This is a genomic window from Alteraurantiacibacter buctensis (genome assembly GCF_009827655.1).
Classification (GTDB): domain Bacteria; phylum Pseudomonadota; class Alphaproteobacteria; order Sphingomonadales; family Sphingomonadaceae; genus Alteraurantiacibacter; species Alteraurantiacibacter buctensis.
Genome location: NZ_WTYV01000009.1, coordinates 73,986 through 93,295, shown reverse-complemented (window position 1 = coordinate 93,295; position 19,310 = coordinate 73,986). Strand labels below are relative to the sequence as shown.

Genomic DNA, 19,310 nt, shown 5'->3' with positions numbered 1-19,310 from the left:
GCTTACAGCCCCCGCAGCCATTGCAGCACCGGGCCGCTCAGGCTTTCGTCCACCGATCCCACACTGGCCCCCTCGCTCAGGTGGTTATGATCGGGCAGGTAGACCATGCGCGGGCAATTGCGGCGGCTCCAGGCGGTGCACAGTTCGCTTTCCACCGCGCGGGCAAAATCCACATAGGGCTGGGGATCGTGCTGGGCATAGGCCAGCAGCAGCGGCACGCGGGTGGCCCCCAGCCGGTCGATCGCCAGGCTCTGCTCCTGCAGGCTCCGGTCGTCGCCATAATAGGGATGGGTAACGTTGCCCGGCGGCGGCGGGTAGGCAGGCGAGAGCAGGATCGCGCCCTTGACCGAAGCCGCCTCCGCCCTCTGGAGGCCGGTGTGCGAGACATAGTCCGCCACGTGGCTGGCACCCGCCGAATGGCCCCACAGCACCACGGTGTCCGGATCGCCGCCATGCTGCGCGATGTTGGCGCGCACCCAGGCGATGGCGGCGGCAATGTCATCGCGCCCGGCGGGCCACTTGGCGGCAGGGGCCAGCCGGTAATCCATGTTCACGCCCACATAGCCGTTGCGCGCTGCCCAGGCGGTGACGTTCTGCGGGTAATAGCCGTTGCCCGCCTTGCTGCCGCCAACGAAGCCGCCGCCGTGGACGAACAGCAGCACGGGGCGCCGCTCGCCCGCCGGCGCGGCGTTGAGGGTGTAGACATCCAGCTTCTGCAAGGGGTCCGGCCCGAAGGCTACGTTGGCGGTAACGGTGACGTCGTCATAGGGCGGGGCATCGACCATGTCGGCATAGATCGCGAAGCTGGCGGCGTCGATCACGGGGCCCAGCGCACGGATGCGTTCGACCCGGTCGGCGGGAACGCCCGGCCAGGCGGTCCGGACGCCATCCCCGGTCGCCGCGCACCCTGCCAGAACCAGCGCCAGCGCCGCGCCCAATACCTTATGCCGCATATGTCTCTCCCTGGTTGTGGCCACAGAGTGCCCCAGCCGTGCGCAAAAGAAAAGGCGGGCCAACCCTTCGGCTGGCCCGCCCGATCATGCTTGCGGCAAGCGGATCAGCGCTGGTTGCGCCGCACCGGCTGGTCTTCCTCGGCGATCGAGATGCGCACCGTCTCGCCCGAGTTGCCCGGGAAATCGGTGAACAGCGCCTCAACCAGGTTGGGCACCAGGTACTGCAGGCGGTTCGAGCGGCTGACCGCCTCGGCCTGGCCTTCGAACAGGCGCTGGCCGGTGGCGCGATCATCGATCTTCATCGATACGCCACTGGTGTAGACGGTGTAGCTTTCCACCCCGCCCCGGTCGAAGAACGGATCGTAGAAGCCATAGCCCCAGCGGCTGCCGGGCACATAGGCGATGCGGGCGTTGCCGCGCCGGTCACGATAGAGCACAGGCTGGTAGCTGAACCACGGATCGTAGAACGGATCGCGATAGCCCGTGCTGCGCACCCGCTCGCGCCCGTTGTCCACGCCATAATCGAAGCGGACGAGGAGGGTGGCGTTCTCGGGCGAGCTGGCCTCGCGATAACCGAGCGCGGACAGGCGTTCCTCCACCCGGTCGGCATACTGGGCGAATTCGAGGCCACCGGCCAGTTCCGGATCGTCGGCCACCACGGCAAAGGTCTGCCCCTGGGGTGCGGGGAGTTGGCTTTCGAACCGCGACACATCGGCGCGGAACGGCGTGGCGCAGGCAGCAAGACCGGCCAGCGCCACCACGCCGGCGAGGATCTTCGCGCCCCTGCTCATCTTGGATACATGCGACATCGTCTTTTCTTCCCAATCACGAGTGGGGTCTGGCCCCGCCTGGCAGCACCCAGCGTGCGCGCAGGTTTTCGTATGTTGGCCGCAATAGCAAGCGCGGGCTGAACCGTGTTTGAATGGCGACCGGAAGAAAACCGTTCTTTGTCAGGGAAGTGCCCCGGAAAACGGCAGCCGGATCAGCCGCCGCGCACCAGCCCCAGCGCGTTGTAGGCCGCGGTCAGCGTAGGTCCACCGATGGCGCGGGCCTGGGCTGCGCCGCGCGCCAGGATGGCATCGAGCGATTCGCGGTCTTCCTTCAGTTCCACGAAGCGCTGGCGGATCGGGCCCAGCGTCTCCACCACCAGTTCCGCCATGGCCGGCTTGAACGCGCCGAAGCCCTGGCCGGCAAAGCGGGCCAGCACGGCATCGGGGGTGGAGCCTTCCAGCGCGGCGAAGATCGAGACCAGGTTCAGCGCCTCCGGCCGCCCCGCCAGTCCGGCCAATTCGGACGGCAGCAGTCCGGGATCGGTCTTGGCCTTCTTGATCTTGGCCGCCATCGCATCGGCATCGTCGGCCAGGTTGATGCGGCTCATGTCACTGGGGTCGGACTTGCTCATCTTGGCCGTGCCGTCACGCAAAGACATGATGCGGGCCGCTTCAGGCGGCACGATCGGCTCGGGCAGGGTGAACACGGGGGTATCCTCCAGCCCGCTGCCCAGACCGCAATAGTCCACATTGAACTTCTGCGCGATGTCGCGCGCCAGCTCCAGGTGCTGCTTCTGGTCCTCGCCCACCGGGACGTGGGTGGCCTGGTACAGCAGCACGTCGGCCGCCTGCAGCACGGGATAGGTGAACAGGGCGACCGACTGCCCCTCGCGGTTCTTGCCGGCCTTGTCCTTCCACTGGGTCATGCGGTTCAGCCAGCCCATCCGGGCCGTGCCGTTCAGCAGCCACTGCAGTTCGGAATGCTGCGGTACCTGCGCCTGGTTGAACAGGATCGAGCGGGCGGGATCGATCCCGCAGGCCACCAGCGCTGCGGTCATCTCCAGCGTGGCAGCGCGCAGTTCCGCCGGGTTGTGCGGCATCGAGATGGCGTGCAGGTCAGCCAGGAAGAACAGGCACTGGGAACCCGGCTCCATGCCATCCTGCATCCGCACCCAGTTGCGGATCGCGCCCAGGTAATTGCCCAGGTGAAGCGAGCCCGTGGGCTGGATTCCGGAAACGACGCGCATGGTTGTCAGGCTTTCTTGGTTGTCAGGGTGGCAAGGCGCTGCCGGTCGACCGCGCCAATCAGGTAGGCGACGCCGAAATAGACCACCACCGATGCGATAACCAGCACCAGCAGGGCAAACAGGCGTTCGAACAGGCCGGCGGAGTAGTACCCGGCCAGCAGGCCATTGGCCTGCCACAAGGCCAAGCCCATGGCCAGGGCCGCCAGCAACTGGCGGGCAAGCCTGCCCAGCAGGGCCCAGCTTCCGCGGTAGTAGCCGCGGTGCACCATTACGACATAGAGGTAGGCGGCGTTGAGCCAGGCTCCCAGCGCGCTGGCCAGGGCCACGCCCACCGCGCCCATGGTATCCAGCATGACCACGTTGAAACCCACGAACAGCAGCAGCGCCACCAGCGCGGCATAGACCGGGGTGCGCGTGTCCGAGCGGGCGTAGAAATTGGGCACCAGCACTTTCACCAGCACATAGGCCGGCAGGCCCAGCACCAGCGCCGCCAGCACCTGTCCGGTGGCGGCGGCATCGGCCAGATCGAACCGGCCGCCCTGGAAGATCATGGTGACGAAGGGAATCCCGCACACCGCCAGCGCCACGGTGGCTGGCAGGGTCAGCAGCATTCCCAGCTCGATCGCGTCGCTCTGCACGCGCACCGCGCCTTCGTGGTTGTCCCCGCCGATGAAGCGCGACAGCGTGGGCAGGATCGCCGTGGAGAGCGCTATGCCGATGATCCCCAGCGGCAGCTGGTTCAGCCGGTCGGCATAGTTCATCCAGCTCACCGCGCTGCCTTCGAGCTGGTTGAGGAAATAGACCTGCAGCAGCGTGTTGATCTGGTAGGCCCCGCCGCCGATGGCGGCAGGCAGGGCAATGATGCCCAGCCGCTTGACCTCCGGCGTCAGGCGGGGGCGGCGGATGTGCGGGCGGAACCCGGCGCGGCGCGCCCAGAAATAGAGCCAGGCCAGCTGGGCCAGCCCGGCCACGGGCACGGCCAGGGCAATGGCCAGGCCAACCTCCTCCACGGCCGCCTGGCTGGTGAACAGCGCCTCGGCCCCCAGCAGGGCGGCGATCAGCACCAGGTTGAGGATAATCGGAAAGCTCGCCCCCGGCGCAAACCGCGAGACGGAGTTGAGCATCCCGGTCAGCAGCGTGACCACGCTGATCAGGAGGATATAGGGGAACATGATCCGCGCGAAGGCGACCGAATAGTCGAACTCCGCCGGATTCACCGGCTTGTCGGCCAGCAGCCAGATCACCCCCGGCATGGCGAGCTCGAACAACGCTGTCAGCGCCAGCAGCACCGGCAGGAACACCGAGAGCACGTCATCGCTGAAGCTGCGGGCCGCTTCCAGCCCGCCTTCGCCGTGCAGCTTCTTCGAGAACATCGGCACGAAGGCGGCGGAAAAGGCCCCTTCGGCAAACAGGCGGCGGAACACGTTGGGGATGATGAAGGCCTGGAACCAGGCATCCGTCACCTCGTTGGCGCCCAGCACGCGGGCAAAGATCATCTCGCGCGCCATGCCGGCCACGCGGCTGACCATGGTCAGCCCGCCGATGGTGCCGACGTGTTTGACCAGACTCATGGCCGCACGAGACCCATGCCGGTTTGCCCTCTGGCCCCGGCAGGATCAGTTGCCGGGGTTGACCTGGATCGGGTCGGTCGTGCCGTCGGCCGACCGCTTGGCGGCCAGCTGCTGCACGTAGAGGCCGTTGAAGTCGATCGGATCAAGCAGCAGCGGGGCAAAGCCGGCATCGCGCACGGCATCGGCCACGATGCGGCGGGCGAAGGGGAACAGGATGCGCGGCGCTTCGGCATAGGTGAAGGCGTGCATCTGGTCTTCCGGCATGTTGCGCATACCCACCAGGCCGCAGAAGGCCAGGTCCACGATATAGGCCACGCCCTGTTCGGCCTTGGCGGTGCAGGTCACCTTCAGCTCGACCTCGCTCACCTCGTCGCTGATCTTCTTCGCCCCGATGTTGAACTGCACGTCCATCTGCGGCTGCGAATTCCAGCCGAAGCTGTCAGGTGCGTGGGGGTTTTCGACCGAGAGGTCCTTCACGTACTGGCTCAGCAGGCCGGCAACCGGCAGGTTGTCGGCGCCGTTCACGGCCTGGGCAGGAGTCGCTTCGGGGGTGGTGCCTTCTTCGGCCATGGATCGCTCTCTTCGTGTCACTGGGGGCGTGGGCGGACCGGGTCCGCCTTGCGCCGGTTGGCTGGGTAATCAGGCCGGTGCGCCTAGCACCGGGGCGCGGGCGTAGCAACGGGGCCCGACGCGAGGGTGGCGTTCAGCCCCTGTTAGCGCGATATGTTGCACTTTCGGGACGGTCGCGGACCCAGTTTGCCCCATGGACCGTTGTCCATTTGTAATTCGGGCCTATCTGGGCCACATTCATGTCTGAAGCCGAAACCGGCCAGCTTCCTGTCCGGCCAGGCGAATCGGGAATTGCCTGTGATTTATGAAATCGTCATCCTCGCCATGGTCGCCGCCTTCCTAGGCATGCGGCTCTATTCCGTGCTGGGCCGCCGCGCCGAGCATGAGGAGGAGATCGTCCCCGGCGGTTACGAGCGCGGGGATGACAAGCAGCCGGTAGCCCAGCCCGCCGCAGCCGGCCTGCAGGAAGCGCCGCGCAACGAGCGAGCGATCAGCGGTTTCTCGCCCGCGATCGAGCGCGGCCTGCGCGATATCGCCGGGGCTGACCGGCGGTTTGACCTGATCGGCTTCATGGAAGGCGCGCGTGGCGCCTATGGCATGGTGCTGGAAGCCTTCTGGCGTGGCGACCGCGAGACGCTGCGCGAGCTGTGCGACGATGACGTGTACCAGGGCTTCGACGCCGCGATTGCCGAGCGTGAGGCTGCCGGCCACGTGCTGGAAAACCGCCTGATCCGGATCGAGGACGTGTCGATCCACGCTGCCGAACTGAACGGCCAGACCGCGCGCATTGCGGTCAGCTTCGTGTCCGATATCGCCGCGCTCACCCGCGACGCCGATGGCAACATGGTCGCCGGCTCGCTGGACGATGCGGTGGAAAGCCGCGACGTGTGGACTTTCAGCCGCCGGGTTACCAGCAACGATCCCGCCTGGCTGGTCGACGAGACCGACGAAGGCTGATAGTTCTCTCCCCGCTATTCGGCAGGGGAGCGTAACGACATGATCGGCAAGGCATTTCGGCAGCCACGGACGCTGGCCTTGGCGGCTGGCCTGGGCCTGCTTGCCGCCTGCGTCAGCATTCCCGGCCCGCGACCCACGCCCACGCCGTCACCCGCCACCGCCACCACCGCCGCGCTGCTGGGCGTGGCGCGCGGGCCAACGGTGGAAAGCATGGGCCTGCTGCCGCGTGACAGTGCCGCCGCGCTGGACGCCTTCCAGACGAGCTGCTCGGTCCTCACCAGCCGCCCGGACGAAAGCGGCCTCACCCGCCCGGCAGACTGGAATTTTGCCTGTGCCAATGCGCCGGGCTGGCCGCGCGACCGGGCGTCCGCTTTCTTCCAGACCTATTTCGAGGCGGTGCGCGTGGGTGACGGGGCGGCCTATGCCACCGGCTATTTCGAACCCGAGATTGCCGGATCGCGCACCCGCCGCCCGGGCTTCGCCGTGCCGGTCTATGCCCTGCCGCCCGACCTGGTGCGCTGCTGGCGCGACGATATCCCTGAGCGCGAGCGCACCGGACGCGCCCCGCTGGGCCGGTTCGACGAGCAGGGCCGCTGCGTCGATTATTATACCCACGCCCAGATCGCCGACGGGGCGCTGGCGGGGCGCGGGCTGGAGATTGGCTGGGCGGCGGACGCGGCGGAATTCTTCTTCCTGCAGGTGCAGGGATCGGGCCGGCTGCTGACGCCGGAGGGCGAGGTGATCCGCATCGGCTATGCCGGGCAGAACGGCCATTCCTATACCGGCATCGGCGGCCTGATGCGCGAGCGCGGGCTGATTGGCAGCGGGCCGGGGCAGTATTCGGGATCGATGCAGGGTATCCTGCAATACATCCGCGAGCATCCCGCCGAAGGCGCGGCGCTGATGCGCGAGAATGCCAGCTGGGTGTTCTTCCGCGTGCTGGACGGGCCCGAGGCGCAGATCGGCCCGATCGGCTCCATCGGCGTGCCGGTGCGCGCCGAAAGCAGCGTGGCGGTGGACCCGAAATTCGTGCCCTATGGCGCGCCGGTGTTCCTCTCCACCGACCGGCCCGAGGCGCGCGGCCTGTGGGTGGCGCAGGATACCGGCGGGGCGATCCGCGGGCCCAACCGGTTCGATACCTTCTGGGGCGCAGGCGAGCGGGCGCGGACCGTGGCGGGCGGCATGAGCGCGCGCGGCCAGGCCACCCTGCTGCTGCCACGCGGCACGCTGGACCGGCTGGGCGTGCGGTGAGCAAGCCGCCGCGGGGCCTCAGTGCCGAAGAGGCCGCGCTGTGGTCACGCGTGGCGGCAACGGTGAAGCCGCTGGATCCGACCCGCGTGGCCAAAAGGGCCGCTGACCCGCTGGCTGCGGTTTCCAGCGAGGGGGCCGCCCCGCCGCCGTTACCCAAGAAGATCAAGGGCCGCGTGCCTCCGCCGCCTCCGCCACCCCCTGCTCCGGCCCCACCGCCATCCGGGCCCGGGCTGGACAGCCACTGGGAACGCCGCCTGGCGCGGCAATCAACCAGCCCCGATTTCACGCTGGACCTGCACGGCTGCAACCTGGAGCAGGCACATATCCGGCTGGATCACGGACTCACCCAGGCCAAGGCCATGGGCGCCCGGGTGGTGCTGCTGATCACCGGGAAGCCGCGCCCGGTGGCCGCTGCCGACCGGGGCGAGCAGCGCGGGGCAATCCGCGCCAAGGTGCTCGACTGGCTGGCCGCCGGCCCGCACGGATCGGACATCGCCGCCGTGCGTGCCGCGCAGCGCCGCCACGGCGGGGAAGGCGCGCTCTACCTGATCCTGCGCCGCCGCAGGGCCTGATCCAAAGGGTAAGCCCCCGGCATCGCTGCCGGGGGCTCCCTGGGGCGCTGCAGGGCAGGTAGGGGCCCGCTGCGCCTTACTGGCTGGCCGGACTCACGCGTGGTATTTCGCGTAGGTCAGGTCGAACCGGTCGGCGTTCATCACCTTGGTCCAGGCCTTCACGAAGTCGGCCTTGAACTTTTCCTCGCCGCCCTTCTGGGCATAGACCTCGGCCACGGCGCGCAGTTCCGCATTGGAGCCGAAGACCAGGTCGGCCCGGGTGGCGCGCCATACCTCGCCGCCGCTCTTGCGGTCGGTGGCGACGTATTCCTCGTCATCGCTGCCATCCACGGCCTTCCACACGTTGGTCATGGCCAGCAGGTTGACGAAGTAGTCGTTGGTGAGCTGGCCCGACCGGTGGGTGAAGTGGCCATGGCCCCGCTCGCCGTGGTTGGCACCCAGCACCCGCAGGCCGCCCACCAGCACGGTCATCTCGGGCACGCTCAGCCCCAGCAGGGCTGCCCGGTCGAGCATGGCTTCCTCGGTCTTGATGCGCAGCTTCTTCGGCATGTAGTTGCGGAAGGCATCGGCCTCCGGTTCCAGCCAGTCGAAGCTTTCCACGTCGGTCTGCTCCTGCGTGGCATCGCCGCGCCCGCCGGTGAAGGGGACATCGCCGGCCCCGGCCATTTCCAGCCCCACCACGCCGCCCAGCACGATGGCATCGGCCAGCGACATCTCGCCGCGCAGGGCATCGAGCGTGCCGATCACCTTGGCCAGCAGGGCGGGCTCGTTCACGTCCCAGTCCTTCTGCGGAGCCAGGGCAATGCGCGCGCCGTTGGCACCGCCGCGGTGGTCGCTCTTGCGATAGGTGCTGGCCGACGCCCAGGCCACCTTGACCAACTGGCTGACGGTGAGGCCGCTGGCGCGGATCTTCGCCTTCACTTGCGTAACCAGCGCGTCCGACGGCATGGTCCCGGCAGGCACCGGGTCCTGCCAGATCAGGTCTTCAGCCGGGACTTCCGGGCCGAGGTAGCGGATCTTGGGCCCCATGTCGCGGTGGGTCAGCTTGAACCAGGCGCGGGCGAAGGCGTCCTCGAACGCGGCATGGTCATTGCGGAACCGTTCGCTGATGGCGCGGAAGCCGGGATCGCGCTTCATCGCCATGTCGGCCGTGGTCATCATGGTGGGCACCTTGATGCTGGCGTCCCACGCGGCGGGGGCCATGTCTTCCGGCTTCTGGTTGATCGGCTGCCACTGGTGTGCGCCGGCGGGGCTCTTCACCAGCTCGTAGTCATAGTCGAGCAGCAGGCGGAAGTAGTTGTGCGTCCACTTGTTGGGCACGTTGGTCCACGAACCCTCGATGCCGCTGGTCACCGTGTGCTCGCCGATGCCGCCACTTTCGTGGCTGGAGACCCAGCCGAACCCTTGCGCCGCCAGGTCGCCGCCCGCGGGGGCCGCGCCCAGCAGGCTGGCATCGCCGTTGCCGTGGGCTTTGCCGAAGGTGTGGCCGCCGGCGGTCAGCGCCACGATCTCCTCGTCATCCATCGCCATGCGGCGGAAGGTCTCGCGCAGGTCGCGCGCCATGCCGGCATCGTCGTGCGGGTTGCCGCCGGGGCCTTCGGGGTTGACGTAGATCAGCCCCATCTGGATCGCCGCCAGCGGCCCGTCGATGTCGTTCATTTCCTTGGTGGGATCGAGGCGCGTCTGCACGCCTTCGTTGACCCACTGGTCCTCGGTGCCCCAGTAGATGTCCTTCTCCGGCTCGAACACGTCGGCGCGGCCACCGCCGAAGCCGAACACCGGGCCGCCCATGCTCTCGATGGCCACGTTGCCCGCCAGGATGAACAGGTCGGCCCACGAGATGTTGGCCCCGTACTTCTGCTTGATCGGCCAGAGCAGGCGGCGGGCCTTGTCGAGGTTGCCGTTATCCGGCCAGGAATCGAGCGGGGCAAAGCGCTGCTGGCCGCTGTTCGCGCCGCCGCGCCCGTCACCGGTGCGATAGGTGCCGGCGGCGTGCCAGGCCATGCGGATGAAGAACGGGCCATAGTGGCCATAGTCTGCCGGCCACCAGGGCTGGCTGTCGGTCATCAGCGCGTGGAGGTCAGCCTTCAGGGCGTTGTAATCGAGCGCGTTGAACGCCTCGGCATAGTCGAAGTCCGCACCCAGCGGGTTGGCGGGGCCATTTGGCTGGAGGATGTCCACCGCCAGCATCTCCGGCCACCAGTCGCGGTTGGTGCGGCCCAGCAGGGCGCGTGACGCCCCATCGTGGGGAACGGGGCAGCCGCCCGAAATCGAACCGGTCTTGGCATCCATGGGAAAATCTCCTCTCTGCTTTGCGCGCGACCTGAAGGGAGGAATCGCGCTGTCTGAGGAGAGAATGCGCCTTGCGGAGTGATGGGTCCAACCGATTAAATGGCAATCATTGATCGGATTTCGCGCTTATTCCGATGACTGTCCGCAAACGCACAACGGCCCCGCTTCCGGGCTGGATGCGGGGCCGCAGTCGCTCCGGGAAACGGACAGGCTCAGGCAGCCTGCGCCGCCTCCGCCACCACGGGCGCGGGGGTGCGGATCAGGTAGTCGAAAGCGCTGAGGGCCGCTTTGCTGCCTTCGCCCATCGCCACGATGATCTGCTTGTAGGGCACCGTGGTACAGTCCCCCGCCGCGAACACGCCGGGGAGCGACGTGGCGGCCTTGTGGTCGATCTCCACCTCGCCGTGCTTCGACAGGGCGATGCCGCTGTCCTTCAGCCACTCGGTGTTGGGTACCAGCCCGATCTGCACGAACACGCCCTCCAGCTCCACCGTGTGGACGCTGTCGTTGGTGCGGTCCTTGTAGACCAGCCCCGAAACCCGCTCGCCATCTCCGGTTACCTCGGTGGTCTGGGCCGAGACGATGATCGTGACATTGGGCATCGAGCGCAGCTTCCTCTGCAGCACCTCGTCCGCCCGCAACTGGTGGTCGAACTCGATCAGCGTCACGTGGCCCACGATGCCCGCCAGGTCGATCGCCGCTTCCACGCCGGAGTTGCCGCCGCCGATCACCGCCACGCGCTTGCCCTTGAACAGCGGGCCATCGCAGTGCGGGCAATAGGCCACGCCCCGGTTGCGGTATTCGAACTCGCCCGGCACGCCCAGGTTGCGCCAGCGCGCGCCGGTGGAGATGACCACGCTGCGGCCTTTCAGGGTGGCGCCGTTGTCGAACTCCACCGTGTGATAGCCGCCGGCCTCGGTGGCCGGGATCAACCGGGTGGCGGTGGCCAGCTTCATCACGTCGATGTCGTATTCGCCAACGTGGGCTTCCAGTTGCGCCGCCAGCTTGGGGCCTTCGGTATAGGGTACGGAGATGAAGTTCTCGATACCCATGGTATCGAGCACCTGGCCGCCCAGCCGCTCGGCCGCGATGCCGGTGCTGAAACCCTTGCGCGCGGTATAGATTGCCGCCGCCGCGCCGGCCGGGCCGCCGCCCACCACCAGCACTTCGAACGGTTCCTTCTCCGCCAGCTTGGCCGCCGCGCGGGCGCTGGCATTGCCATCCAGCTTGGCGAGGACTTCCTCCACGCTCATCTTGCCGCTGGCGAACATCTCGCCATTGAGGAAGGTGGCGGGCACGGCCATCACGTTGCGGGCATCCACCTCCGCCTGGAAGGTGCCGCCCTCGATCAGCGTTGCCTCGATGCGCGGGTTGTTGAGCGCCATCAGCGTCAGCGCCTGCACCACGTCCGGGCAGTTGTGGCACGACAGGCTGAAGTACATCTCGAACTGGTAGGCGCCTTCCAGCGCGGCGATCTGGTCCAGCACGGCCTGCTCCACCTTGGGCGGGTGGCCGCCGGCCCACAGCAGGGCCAGCACCAGGCTGGTGAATTCGTGCCCCATCGGCAGGCCGGCAAAGCGCACCCACTTGGCCGCATCGCTGGCGCGGCGGATCACGAAGCTGGGCTTGCGGGCGTCGGCGCCATCGAAGCTGGCGGAAACCTTGTCGCTCAGCGCGGCAATCTCGCCCAGCAGCTCGCGGGTTTCGGCCGAGCGCTTGGAGTCGTCCAGGCTCGCCACCAGCTCGATCGGCTCGCGCAGCAGCTCCAGGTATTGCTTCAGTTGCTGGGTCATCGTGGCATCGAGCATGGCGGATTCCTTCGGAAAAAGGCAAAAACGGCCCGGGGCCTTCCGGGGGGGTGGGGGATGGAAGAACCCCGGACCGTTCGTGCGACCCGTCTGGGGGGACGGGTTTCTCGGTTAGTCTGTCGCGTCGGGCTTAGATCTTGCCGACGAGGTCAATCGACGGGGCAAGGGTTTCGCTGCCCTCTTCCCACTTGGCCGGGCACACCTGGCCGGGGTGCTCCTGCCAGTACTTGGCGGCCTTGATCTTGCGCACCAGTTCGGCAGCGTTGCGGCCCACGCCTTCGGGGGTCACTTCCACCAGCTGCAGCACGCCTTCGGGATCGGTCACGAAGGTGCCGCGGTCGGCCAGGCCCACGCCATCGCGCAGGTTGTTGAACGCCAGGGACAGGGTGTGGTTCTGGTCGCCCACCATGTGGTACTTGATCTTGCCGATGGCCGGCGAGGTATCGTGCCAGGCCTTGTGGCTGAAGTGGGTGTCGGTCGACACGGCGAACACTTCCACGCCCATTGCCTGCAGGTCGGCATAGCTGTCGGCCAGGTCTTCCAGCTCGGTCGGGCAGACGAAGGTGAAGTCCGCCGGATAGAAGAACCACACGGCCCACTTGCCCAGTGCGTCGGCCTCGGTGATGTCGACGAACTTGCCATCCTTGAACGAGGTGGCCGAGAACGGCTGCAGCTTGCTGCCGATGATACCCATGAAATGCGTCTCCTTGTGTGGTTGCCCCGGATGTTCGGTGCTGCCCAGATAGAGGCCTTTTTGCTGCGATAAAGCGACAAGTTGCGATTGGTTTGATCGACTGGGGCGATTATGCGGCGAAGCGTGGTGGACAGCCGCAAGGCGCCCGCTAATCTGCCGCGGAGCCCTTGGGGGAGGGGGCGAGCCATGACCGATACGCCGCGCCGCTTCCGGCCAACGTTCTTCTTCTGGCTGGTGCTGGCGATGTGCTTCTTCGTCTTTGCCGGGTTCGGCATCCATTCGGCCATCCCGGCGCTGCGGGGCGACTTCCCGCCCGCGCCGCCGATCGTCCACCTGCACGGGCTGGTGTTTATTTCGTGGATGCTGCTGTTGCTGGTCCAGACCGGGCTGGTCAGCGCGGGGAACGTGAAGCTGCACCGCTCCCTCGGCATGTGGGGCGTGGCCCATGCCGCCGCGATCATGCTGATGGGCTTGTCGATGCAGCTTATCGCCAGCAACAAGGGCTGGGCGGCGGGAAGGCCGGGCGGGACGGATGGGCTTTACCTGGGCCTGCTGGCCTTCGCGGGCTTCACCTGGATGTTCACCGTGGCGATCCGCCACCGGGCACGTGCCCCGCAGGTTCACAAGCGCATGGTGATGTATGCCATGCTGCCGGTGATCCCCCCGGGTGTGAACCGCTTCTGGGCCAATGCGCTGGGGCTGGACGATCCGGTGCCCGCCTTCTGGCTGTACCTGACGCTGTGGACCATGGCCGCGGCGCTGCTGTGGCAGGAGAAGCGGGCGACGGGCGCGATCAACCGCTGGTCAATCGCTGGCGCGGCGTGGATTTTCGTGCAGGGCGCGGTGCAGGAAACCGTGGTCGGCAGCGCCTGGTTCGAGAGCCTGTCAGGCGCGATCCTGGGCCTGGTGCATTACCGCTGATTTAGCCCACCTGCGCGCGGTGCAGCAGCTTGTGATCGGCCAGCACCAGCGCCATCATCGCTTCCACCACCGGCACGCCGCGGATGCCCACGCAGGGGTCATGGCGGCCCTTGGTGCGCAGGTCCACCGCCTCGCCGGCAGAGTTGATCGTCTGCCGTTCGATCAGGATGGAACTGGTGGGCTTGAAGGCCACCCGGCACACCACCGGCTGGCCGGTGGAGATGCCCCCGGCGATGCCGCCCGCATGGTTGGCCAGGAACTGCGGCCCTTCGGCACCGGGTCGCATCTCGTCGGCATTGTCTTCCCCGCGCAAGGTGGCGGCGGCAAAGCCTTCGCCGATCTCAACGCCCTTCACCGCGTTGATGCCCATCATGGCACTGGCCAGGTCGGCATCCAGCTTGGCATAGAGCGGCGCGCCCCAGCCGGCGGGAACACCACTGGCCACGCATTCCACCACCGCGCCCACCGATGATCCGGCCAGCCGCACCTCGTCCACCAGCTTGGCCCAGCGTTCGGCTGCGGCGGCATCAGGGCAGAAGAACGGGTTGTTGCCGATTTCGGCGGCATCGAAATTGGCCATGTCGATCCGGTCATCGCCGATCTGGCTGACATAGCCGGTTATGGTCACTTCCGGGATCACCAGCCGCGCCACTGCGCCTGCCGCCACCCGCGCCGCCGTTTCGCGCGCCGATGAGCGCCCGCCGCCGCGATAGTCGCGATGGCCGTACTTCGCGTCATAGGCGTAGTCGGCATGGCCGGGGCGATAGGCCTTGGCAATCTCGCCATAGTCCTTGCTGCGCTGGTCGGTATTCTCGATCATCAGGCTGATCGGCGTGCCGGTGGTCTGGCCCTCGAATACACCGGAAAGGATGCGCACCTGGTCCGGCTCGTTGCGCTGGGTGGTGAACTTGCTGGTGCCGGGGCGGCGCTTGTCCAGCCACGGCTGGATGCCGGTTTCGCTGAGCGCCAGCCGCGGCGGGCAGCCATCCACCACCGCGCCCAGGGCAGGGCCGTGGCTCTCCCCCCAGGTGGTGAAGCGGAAAACGCGGCCAAAGGTGTTCATGCTCATGGGCCCGCTGCTTGGCGCAAGAGTGGGCAAGTGTCCATATTGCTCTAGCCAACGCGGGCGCAATCAGGCAGGAACAAAGCATGATCGCGAAGCTGACGGGGCTGCTCGACGAAACGGGCGAGGATTGGGCGGTGATCGACGTGGGCGGCGTCGGCTACCTCGTCCACTGTTCCGCGCGCACGCTGGCCAGCCTGGGCGAGCGTGGGGAAGCCTGCCGCCTCTACACCGACCTGCAGGTGAGCGAGAACGACATGCGCCTGCTGGGCTTTGCCACGGCGGGGGAGCGGGACTGGTTTCGCCTGCTGACGCAGGTGCAGGGCGTGGGGTCCAAGGTGGGGCTGGCGATCCTCTCGGCCCTGTCCACCGATGACCTGCGCGATGCCTGCGCCCGCGGCGATGCCGCCACCGTGGCGCGGGCCAACGGCGTGGGCCCGAAGCTGGCCGGGCGGATCGTCAACGAGTTGAAGGACAAGGCCGGGGCGTTGCCGGGTGGCAGTTCACTGCCGGGCGCGGTGCCCGTGCCGAGGGGCGGGGCGAACGCCGATGCCGTTTCCGCCCTGCAGAACCTTGGCTTCAAGCCTGCCGTGGCGGCGCAAGCCGTGGCCCGCGCGGTGGAGGAACTGGGCGAGGGTGCAGCCGAGGGCGACGTGATCCGGGTGGCGTTGAAGAGGGCGGCGGGGTGATGGACCAAGTTCAGAAGATGCTGCAATTCGTCTCTACTTGCGGCGACCCCAAGAAGCTTCGGCAGATTGCGAAGAATGCTGACGAAAGGAACGTCCCCGAGCTAGCGCAGGCTGCACGATTGAAGCTCTACAGCATTCTCCCTGGAGAACAGCCGGGGACCATCGAATACGCCGTCTGGCAATCAATATTTGCTCTCGAAGACGTGCTCAAGCAGGAGCGGGGAAAGACCATCCTCCTGTCGAGAACGCGTCAGAAGATCGGACGACAGGGCGTAACACAGTGCGTTGCTGATCTTGTGCAGGGGCCGGCTTCTGAAGGCTTCAGGATGCTGCAAGAGCGGGAAATGCTCCACTTGTCTTTCGAAGCGATTGCATTGCAGTTTCCCGAAAAGTTTGATGCGCCAGTATTGGCGGCTGCATCATCCCGGTTGAAGGATGTGGGGTATTCGGTCGGATGACCACCAACCCTGACCTCACCCCCCAGCGCCTCCCCGAGGACCCTGACGCGGCCTTGCGCCCGAAAAGCCTCGCCGAATTCGTCGGCCAGGCCTCGGCGCGCGAGAACCTGCGGGTGTTTATCGAGGCGGCGAAGGGCCGGGGCGAGGCGATGGATCATGTGCTGTTCTTCGGCCCGCCGGGGCTGGGCAAGACCACGCTGGCGCAGATCGTGGCCAGGGAACTGGGCGTGGGCTTCCGCGCCACCAGCGGCCCCGTCATCGCCAAGGCGGGCGACCTGGCGGCGCTGCTGACCAACCTTGAACCGCATGACGTGCTGTTCATTGACGAAATCCACCGCCTCAACCCCGTGGTCGAGGAAGTGCTCTACCCGGCGATGGAAGACCGTGCGCTGGACCTGATCATCGGCGAGGGGCCGTCGGCCCGCTCGGTCCGCATCGACCTGCCGCCCTTCACGCTGGTGGGCGCAACCACGCGGCAGGGGCTGCTGACCACGCCGCTGCGTGACCGCTTCGGCATCCCCGTGCGGCTGCAATTCTATACCGAGGACGAGCTGCTGCAGGTGGTCACCCGCGCCGCGCGGCTGCTGGGCCTTGAGATGAATCCCGCGGGCGCGCGCGAGGTGGCCCGCCGCAGCCGGGGCACGCCGCGCGTGGCCGGCCGCCTGCTGCGCCGCGTGCGCGACTTTGCCCATGTGGCGGGCGCGGGCGAAGTGGATGCACGCGTGGCCGATGCCGCGCTGACCCGGCTGGAGATCGACGCGCTGGGCCTTGATGCGATGGACCGGCGCTACCTCCACATGATCGCCGATATCTACAAGGGCGGCCCGGTGGGGGTGGAAACACTGGCCGCCGGCCTGTCCGAACCGCGCGACACGGTGGAAGAGGTGATCGAGCCCTACCTGATCCAGCTTGGCCTGATCGCCCGCACCGCCCGCGGGCGCTGCCTGAACGATCGCGGCTGGGCGCATCTGGGCCTGAATCCGCCCGCTACCCTGCCGGGCGAATCGCCCTTTCCGGCGCAAAAGGGCCTGTTCGACTCCGGCAAGTGACCGGTAGCAGGCCAATCGGGCCTTAACCTTTGTCAGGCAAAAGCCGCCGTTCGGTTCCATTGTGGGACAATGCGGCGCCAAGTGCCGGATTGCCCGCATAATATCGCCGATTCCGTGGCTCTGCAGGCCCGTTCACCATTGCCGTTGCGGCATGTGACGCGCTTTTTGCAGGCTTGGAAGAACCCCACGGTCGGCATTGGACCCCACGGGTTTGCAGGGAATTGCGGAAGAGAGACAGCGCATGTCGATTAGATTGGCCCTCGCAAAGTTGTCGGCAGCCGCCGCTGGTACGGCGCTGCTGGCCGGTGGTGCGGTGCACGTGGCCGAGCCGCAGGCGGCAACCGTGGACTACAAGAACCGCCCGCAACTGGTCGACGTGAAGGAGCGCCGCGTGGCACGCCGCGTCATCGAGCGCGAGCCGCGCCGCGAAACGCGCCGCATCCGCCGCGTGATCGAGGTGGAGCCGGAACCCGAAGTGATGGCCCTGCCGCTGCCAGCCCTTCCGCTGCCGGAACAGGGCTCGCGCATCAGCGGTGGCGGCGGCGGCCAGCCGATCGTGATCGGCGGTTCGGGCGGTTTCGGCGGCGGTTTCGGCGGGGGCTTCTTCGGCGGCTTCTTCGGCGGCAGCGGCGGCGGCGGTTCGGCCAACATCGACCTGTCGACCACCACCACGACCTCGGGCTCGTCGAGCACCTCGGGCACCAGTGGCACCACCAGCGGCACTACGTCGGGCATCAACATCGATATCGATATCGACAACTCCACCACCGGCTCGTCCACCTCGACCAGCTCAGGCGGCAGCGGCGGCTCGTCCACCAGCACCACCACGGGCGGTGTGTCGACCAGCACCGGCGGCATCACCAGCACCAGCACCTCGGGCAATGTCACGTCGAGCACCGGCAACGTGTCCAGTTCGTCGGGCAATGTCTCGACCAGCTCGGGCAATGTGACCTCCAGCTCGGGCAACAACGCCAGCAGCTCGTCGTCCAGTTCGTCGAGCTCGTCGTCCAGCTCCTCCTCGTCGAGCTCCAGCTCGTCGTCGGGCGGGTGCTGTTCCTCGGGCAACGTCACCTCGTCCACCGGCAGCTCGTCGACCGGCAGCAGCTCGTCTTCGTCCTCCTCGTCCGGCTCCTCCTCGTCCAGCGGCTCCTCGTCGGGTTCGTCGAGCAGCTCCAGCTCGTCGTCCTCGTCCAGCTCCTCCTCGTCCAGCTCCAGCTCGTCGACCAGCGGGTCTTCGGGCACCACCTCGGGCGTGGACGTGCCGGAGCCGGGGATGCTGGGCCTGTTCGGCCTGGGCTTGGGCGCGCTGGCCCTGCGCCGCCGCCGCCGCAAGGATGCGAAGAAGGCGGCCTGAGCCGCGTCAGAACCGATATTTGGTGAGGAAAGGCGGTCCATCGCGGGCCGCCTTTTCTGTCTGGGCCGTTCCGCTCAGCGCAGGTGGAGCGACCATTCCTCCTGCCGGAACCACTGGGTGATCACGTGCTTGCGCCCGGCCAGCACCGGCATGCCGGCGTGCAGCGTCAGCGGGTTGGGGTGGCCCGCCGGGTCCATGTTGTTCCACGTCACCAGCGCGCCCGGCTGCGGCGCGATGCAGGCGGGAATGCTGGCAAAGTCGGTCTCGCCACCGCCATCGGGCACGCCCAGGATCACCATTGCCGTCCAGGTCCGCTGCCCGCCGCGCCGCCGTTCCTGCTGCCAGTAGGCCTGGCTTGCGGTGAAATAGTCGTAGTGATGTTTGTACTGCTGGCCGGGCAGGTAGCGCTGGCCCTGCATCACTTCGGCGTGGGCCTGGCTCAGGCCCAGCGCGGCGCAGATGCGCTTCTGCAGCGCGTCGATCTCAGGATCGCCATTGTCGAAATAGTGGGTGGAGCTGGTGCGGAAGCCGTCGATCTCGGTGCCCTTGAACAGTTCGGAAGGGCCGATGCGGCTGTCCACCACCTGCACCAGCCGGGCGCATTCGGCGGGATCGAGAAAGCCGGGCAGCACGAACAGGTCCGCCTTGCTGCCACCTGGCGCAAGTACGCCCGGCGTGGCGCGCAGCCTTTCGGCCACGACGCGCCCGGCGCGGGCCAGTTTCACAGGATCGGCCATCGGGTCGACGCCGGGGCGGCCGATGATGAAGGGGGGCGGGGTGCTGGCCATGGCCGCCTAGGTGATGGGGCGGGCGGGCGAGGTCAAGCGCCTATGCGGCGGGTGATGCCCCGCGCCCGATTCGCCACAGGGTGGCGAGGCCCACGCCCATCCACACCACGTTTAGCGCGGTGGAGGGGATTGCCCCGTGCCAGCCCGAATTGACCACAAAGCCTGCCGCGCCCGCCACGTTGAGCCACTGGAACGCGGCCGACCGGCCCGAAAGCCGGCCCAGCGAGACGAGGATGTAGGACCCCAGGATCAGCAGCGCGCCCAGCCAGCCGCAAGCCTCGATCAGCAATTCCGGCATGGCAG

Annotated in this window: 19 protein-coding genes; 8 read left to right on the top strand and 11 right to left on the bottom strand. The window is 67.6% G+C overall.

Going from position 1 to position 19,310, the window contains the following annotated elements; genetic code table 11:
• Window positions 1–2 precede the first annotated feature (2 nt).
• The 5 genes from GRI99_RS17335 to secB form a co-directional block, all read right to left on the bottom strand.
• Window positions 3–953 carry an alpha/beta hydrolase fold domain-containing protein gene (locus GRI99_RS17335; RefSeq protein ID WP_160773322.1) on the bottom strand — a complete coding sequence of 317 codons (951 nt, stop codon included), beginning with the start codon at window positions 951–953 and terminating at the stop codon, window positions 3–5.
• 104 nt (window positions 954–1,057) lie between these two features.
• A complete protein-coding gene (locus GRI99_RS17330; protein WP_160773321.1) occupies window positions 1,058–1,762 on the bottom strand; it encodes a DUF4136 domain-containing protein in 705 nt (234 codons plus the stop codon).
• Between the two features lie 173 nt (window positions 1,763–1,935).
• Entirely contained in the window at window positions 1,936–2,970 is a 1,035-nt protein-coding gene (trpS, locus tag GRI99_RS17325) for a tryptophan--tRNA ligase (protein WP_160773320.1), read from the bottom strand.
• Window positions 2,971–2,975: 5 nt separating this feature from the next.
• On the bottom strand, window positions 2,976–4,541 hold the full coding sequence (murJ, locus tag GRI99_RS17320) for a murein biosynthesis integral membrane protein MurJ (protein WP_160773319.1): 1,566 nt from the start codon (window positions 4,539–4,541) through the stop codon (window positions 2,976–2,978).
• 45 nt (window positions 4,542–4,586) lie between these two features.
• A complete protein-coding gene (gene secB, locus GRI99_RS17315; RefSeq protein ID WP_160773318.1) occupies window positions 4,587–5,111 on the bottom strand; it encodes a protein-export chaperone SecB in 525 nt (174 codons plus the stop codon).
• 297 nt (window positions 5,112–5,408) lie between these two features.
• Here secB and GRI99_RS17310 point away from each other — a divergent pair, with 297 nt between their 5' ends.
• From GRI99_RS17310 to GRI99_RS17300, 3 genes are read left to right on the top strand one after another with little or no spacing between them, the layout of a single operon-like run.
• Window positions 5,409–6,068, top strand: a complete 660-nt coding sequence (locus GRI99_RS17310; protein ID WP_160773317.1) for a Tim44/TimA family putative adaptor protein — start codon at window positions 5,409–5,411, stop codon at window positions 6,066–6,068.
• A 39-nt stretch (window positions 6,069–6,107) separates the two neighbouring features.
• On the top strand, window positions 6,108–7,319 hold the full coding sequence (gene mltA, locus GRI99_RS17305; RefSeq protein WP_160773316.1) for a murein transglycosylase A: 1,212 nt from the start codon (window positions 6,108–6,110) through the stop codon (window positions 7,317–7,319).
• Window positions 7,316–7,891, top strand: a complete 576-nt coding sequence (locus tag GRI99_RS17300; protein WP_160773315.1) for a Smr/MutS family protein — start codon at window positions 7,316–7,318, stop codon at window positions 7,889–7,891. Before mltA ends, GRI99_RS17300 begins: the two co-directional genes overlap by 4 nt.
• Window positions 7,892–7,984: 93 nt before the next feature.
• Here the strand turns inward: GRI99_RS17300 and katG are convergent, their stop codons facing one another.
• From katG to ahpC, 3 genes are all read right to left on the bottom strand, one after another.
• On the bottom strand, window positions 7,985–10,183 hold the full coding sequence (gene katG / locus GRI99_RS17295) for a catalase/peroxidase HPI (RefSeq protein ID WP_160773314.1): 2,199 nt from the start codon (window positions 10,181–10,183) through the stop codon (window positions 7,985–7,987).
• A 212-nt stretch (window positions 10,184–10,395) separates the two neighbouring features.
• Window positions 10,396–11,991 (bottom strand): alkyl hydroperoxide reductase subunit F, encoded by a 1,596-nt coding sequence (gene ahpF / locus GRI99_RS17290; RefSeq protein WP_160773313.1) that lies wholly within the window; start codon window positions 11,989–11,991, stop codon window positions 10,396–10,398.
• Between the two features lie 130 nt (window positions 11,992–12,121).
• Complete coding sequence (gene ahpC, locus GRI99_RS17285) at window positions 12,122–12,685, bottom strand: alkyl hydroperoxide reductase subunit C (RefSeq protein ID WP_160773312.1); 564 nt, start codon at window positions 12,683–12,685, stop codon at window positions 12,122–12,124.
• Window positions 12,686–12,871: 186 nt separating this feature from the next.
• On the opposite strand from ahpC, the gene GRI99_RS17280 reads away from it, so the two are divergent.
• Window positions 12,872–13,606, top strand: coding sequence for a hypothetical protein (locus tag GRI99_RS17280; protein ID WP_160773311.1), 735 nt, complete (start codon window positions 12,872–12,874; stop codon window positions 13,604–13,606).
• A 1-nt stretch (window position 13,607) separates the two neighbouring features.
• On the opposite strand, the gene aroC is transcribed toward GRI99_RS17280, so the two are convergent.
• Window positions 13,608–14,675, bottom strand: coding sequence for a chorismate synthase (aroC, locus tag GRI99_RS17275; protein WP_160773310.1), 1,068 nt, complete (start codon window positions 14,673–14,675; stop codon window positions 13,608–13,610).
• 80 nt (window positions 14,676–14,755) lie between these two features.
• On the opposite strand from aroC, the gene ruvA reads away from it, so the two are divergent.
• The 4 genes from ruvA to GRI99_RS17255 all read left to right on the top strand — a co-directional run bounded on the left by ruvA (window position 14,756) and on the right by GRI99_RS17255 (window position 18,219).
• Window positions 14,756–15,358 carry a Holliday junction branch migration protein RuvA gene (gene ruvA / locus GRI99_RS17270; protein ID WP_160773309.1) on the top strand — a complete coding sequence of 201 codons (603 nt, stop codon included), beginning with the start codon at window positions 14,756–14,758 and terminating at the stop codon, window positions 15,356–15,358.
• Entirely contained in the window at window positions 15,358–15,816 is a 459-nt protein-coding gene (locus tag GRI99_RS17265) for a hypothetical protein (protein WP_160773308.1), read from the top strand. The genes ruvA and GRI99_RS17265 overlap by 1 nt, the downstream gene beginning before the upstream one ends.
• The gene (gene ruvB, locus GRI99_RS17260) at window positions 15,813–16,865 is read left to right on the top strand and encodes a Holliday junction branch migration DNA helicase RuvB (RefSeq protein WP_160773307.1); all 1,053 of its coding nucleotides are present in this window, start codon (window positions 15,813–15,815) and stop codon (window positions 16,863–16,865) included. Before GRI99_RS17265 ends, ruvB begins: the two co-directional genes overlap by 4 nt.
• A 241-nt stretch (window positions 16,866–17,106) precedes the next feature.
• The gene (locus GRI99_RS17255; RefSeq protein ID WP_160773306.1) at window positions 17,107–18,219 is read left to right on the top strand and encodes a PEP-CTERM sorting domain-containing protein; all 1,113 of its coding nucleotides are present in this window, start codon (window positions 17,107–17,109) and stop codon (window positions 18,217–18,219) included.
• Between the two features lie 74 nt (window positions 18,220–18,293).
• Here the strand turns inward: GRI99_RS17255 and GRI99_RS17250 are convergent, their stop codons facing one another.
• Both GRI99_RS17250 and GRI99_RS17245 read right to left on the bottom strand, forming a co-directional pair.
• A complete protein-coding gene (locus GRI99_RS17250) occupies window positions 18,294–19,007 on the bottom strand; it encodes a prolyl hydroxylase family protein (protein ID WP_160773305.1) in 714 nt (237 codons plus the stop codon).
• 40 nt (window positions 19,008–19,047) lie between these two features.
• Window positions 19,048–19,305 carry a CBU_0592 family membrane protein gene (locus GRI99_RS17245; protein WP_160773304.1) on the bottom strand — a complete coding sequence of 86 codons (258 nt, stop codon included), beginning with the start codon at window positions 19,303–19,305 and terminating at the stop codon, window positions 19,048–19,050.
• Window positions 19,306–19,310: the final 5 nt, after the last annotated feature.

Excerpts from the sequence above, each read along its gene's own strand:
- ruvA (WP_160773309.1), top strand. The coding sequence starts at position 14,756 with ATGATCGCGAAGCTGACGGGGCTGCTCGACGAAACGGGCGAGGATTGG.
- GRI99_RS17250 (WP_160773305.1), bottom strand. The coding sequence starts at position 19,007 with ATGGCCAGCACCCCGCCCCCCTTCATCATCGGCCGCCCCGGCGTCGAC.
- GRI99_RS17280 (WP_160773311.1), top strand. The coding sequence starts at position 12,872 with ATGACCGATACGCCGCGCCGCTTCCGGCCAACGTTCTTCTTCTGGCTG.
- secB (WP_160773318.1), bottom strand. The coding sequence starts at position 5,111 with ATGGCCGAAGAAGGCACCACCCCCGAAGCGACTCCTGCCCAGGCCGTG.
- GRI99_RS17265 (WP_160773308.1), top strand. The coding sequence starts at position 15,358 with ATGGACCAAGTTCAGAAGATGCTGCAATTCGTCTCTACTTGCGGCGAC.
- ruvB (WP_160773307.1), top strand. The coding sequence starts at position 15,813 with ATGACCACCAACCCTGACCTCACCCCCCAGCGCCTCCCCGAGGACCCT.
- ahpF (WP_160773313.1), bottom strand. The coding sequence starts at position 11,991 with ATGCTCGATGCCACGATGACCCAGCAACTGAAGCAATACCTGGAGCTG.
- aroC (WP_160773310.1), bottom strand. The coding sequence starts at position 14,675 with ATGAGCATGAACACCTTTGGCCGCGTTTTCCGCTTCACCACCTGGGGG.
- GRI99_RS17255 (WP_160773306.1), top strand. The coding sequence starts at position 17,107 with ATGTCGATTAGATTGGCCCTCGCAAAGTTGTCGGCAGCCGCCGCTGGT.
- GRI99_RS17330 (WP_160773321.1), bottom strand. The coding sequence starts at position 1,762 with ATGTCGCATGTATCCAAGATGAGCAGGGGCGCGAAGATCCTCGCCGGC.
- GRI99_RS17245 (WP_160773304.1), bottom strand. The coding sequence starts at position 19,305 with ATGCCGGAATTGCTGATCGAGGCTTGCGGCTGGCTGGGCGCGCTGCTG.
- trpS (WP_160773320.1), bottom strand. The coding sequence starts at position 2,970 with ATGCGCGTCGTTTCCGGAATCCAGCCCACGGGCTCGCTTCACCTGGGC.
- katG (WP_160773314.1), bottom strand. The coding sequence starts at position 10,183 with ATGGATGCCAAGACCGGTTCGATTTCGGGCGGCTGCCCCGTTCCCCAC.
- mltA (WP_160773316.1), top strand. The coding sequence starts at position 6,108 with ATGATCGGCAAGGCATTTCGGCAGCCACGGACGCTGGCCTTGGCGGCT.
- ahpC (WP_160773312.1), bottom strand. The coding sequence starts at position 12,685 with ATGGGTATCATCGGCAGCAAGCTGCAGCCGTTCTCGGCCACCTCGTTC.
- GRI99_RS17335 (WP_160773322.1), bottom strand. The coding sequence starts at position 953 with ATGCGGCATAAGGTATTGGGCGCGGCGCTGGCGCTGGTTCTGGCAGGG.
- murJ (WP_160773319.1), bottom strand. The coding sequence starts at position 4,541 with ATGAGTCTGGTCAAACACGTCGGCACCATCGGCGGGCTGACCATGGTC.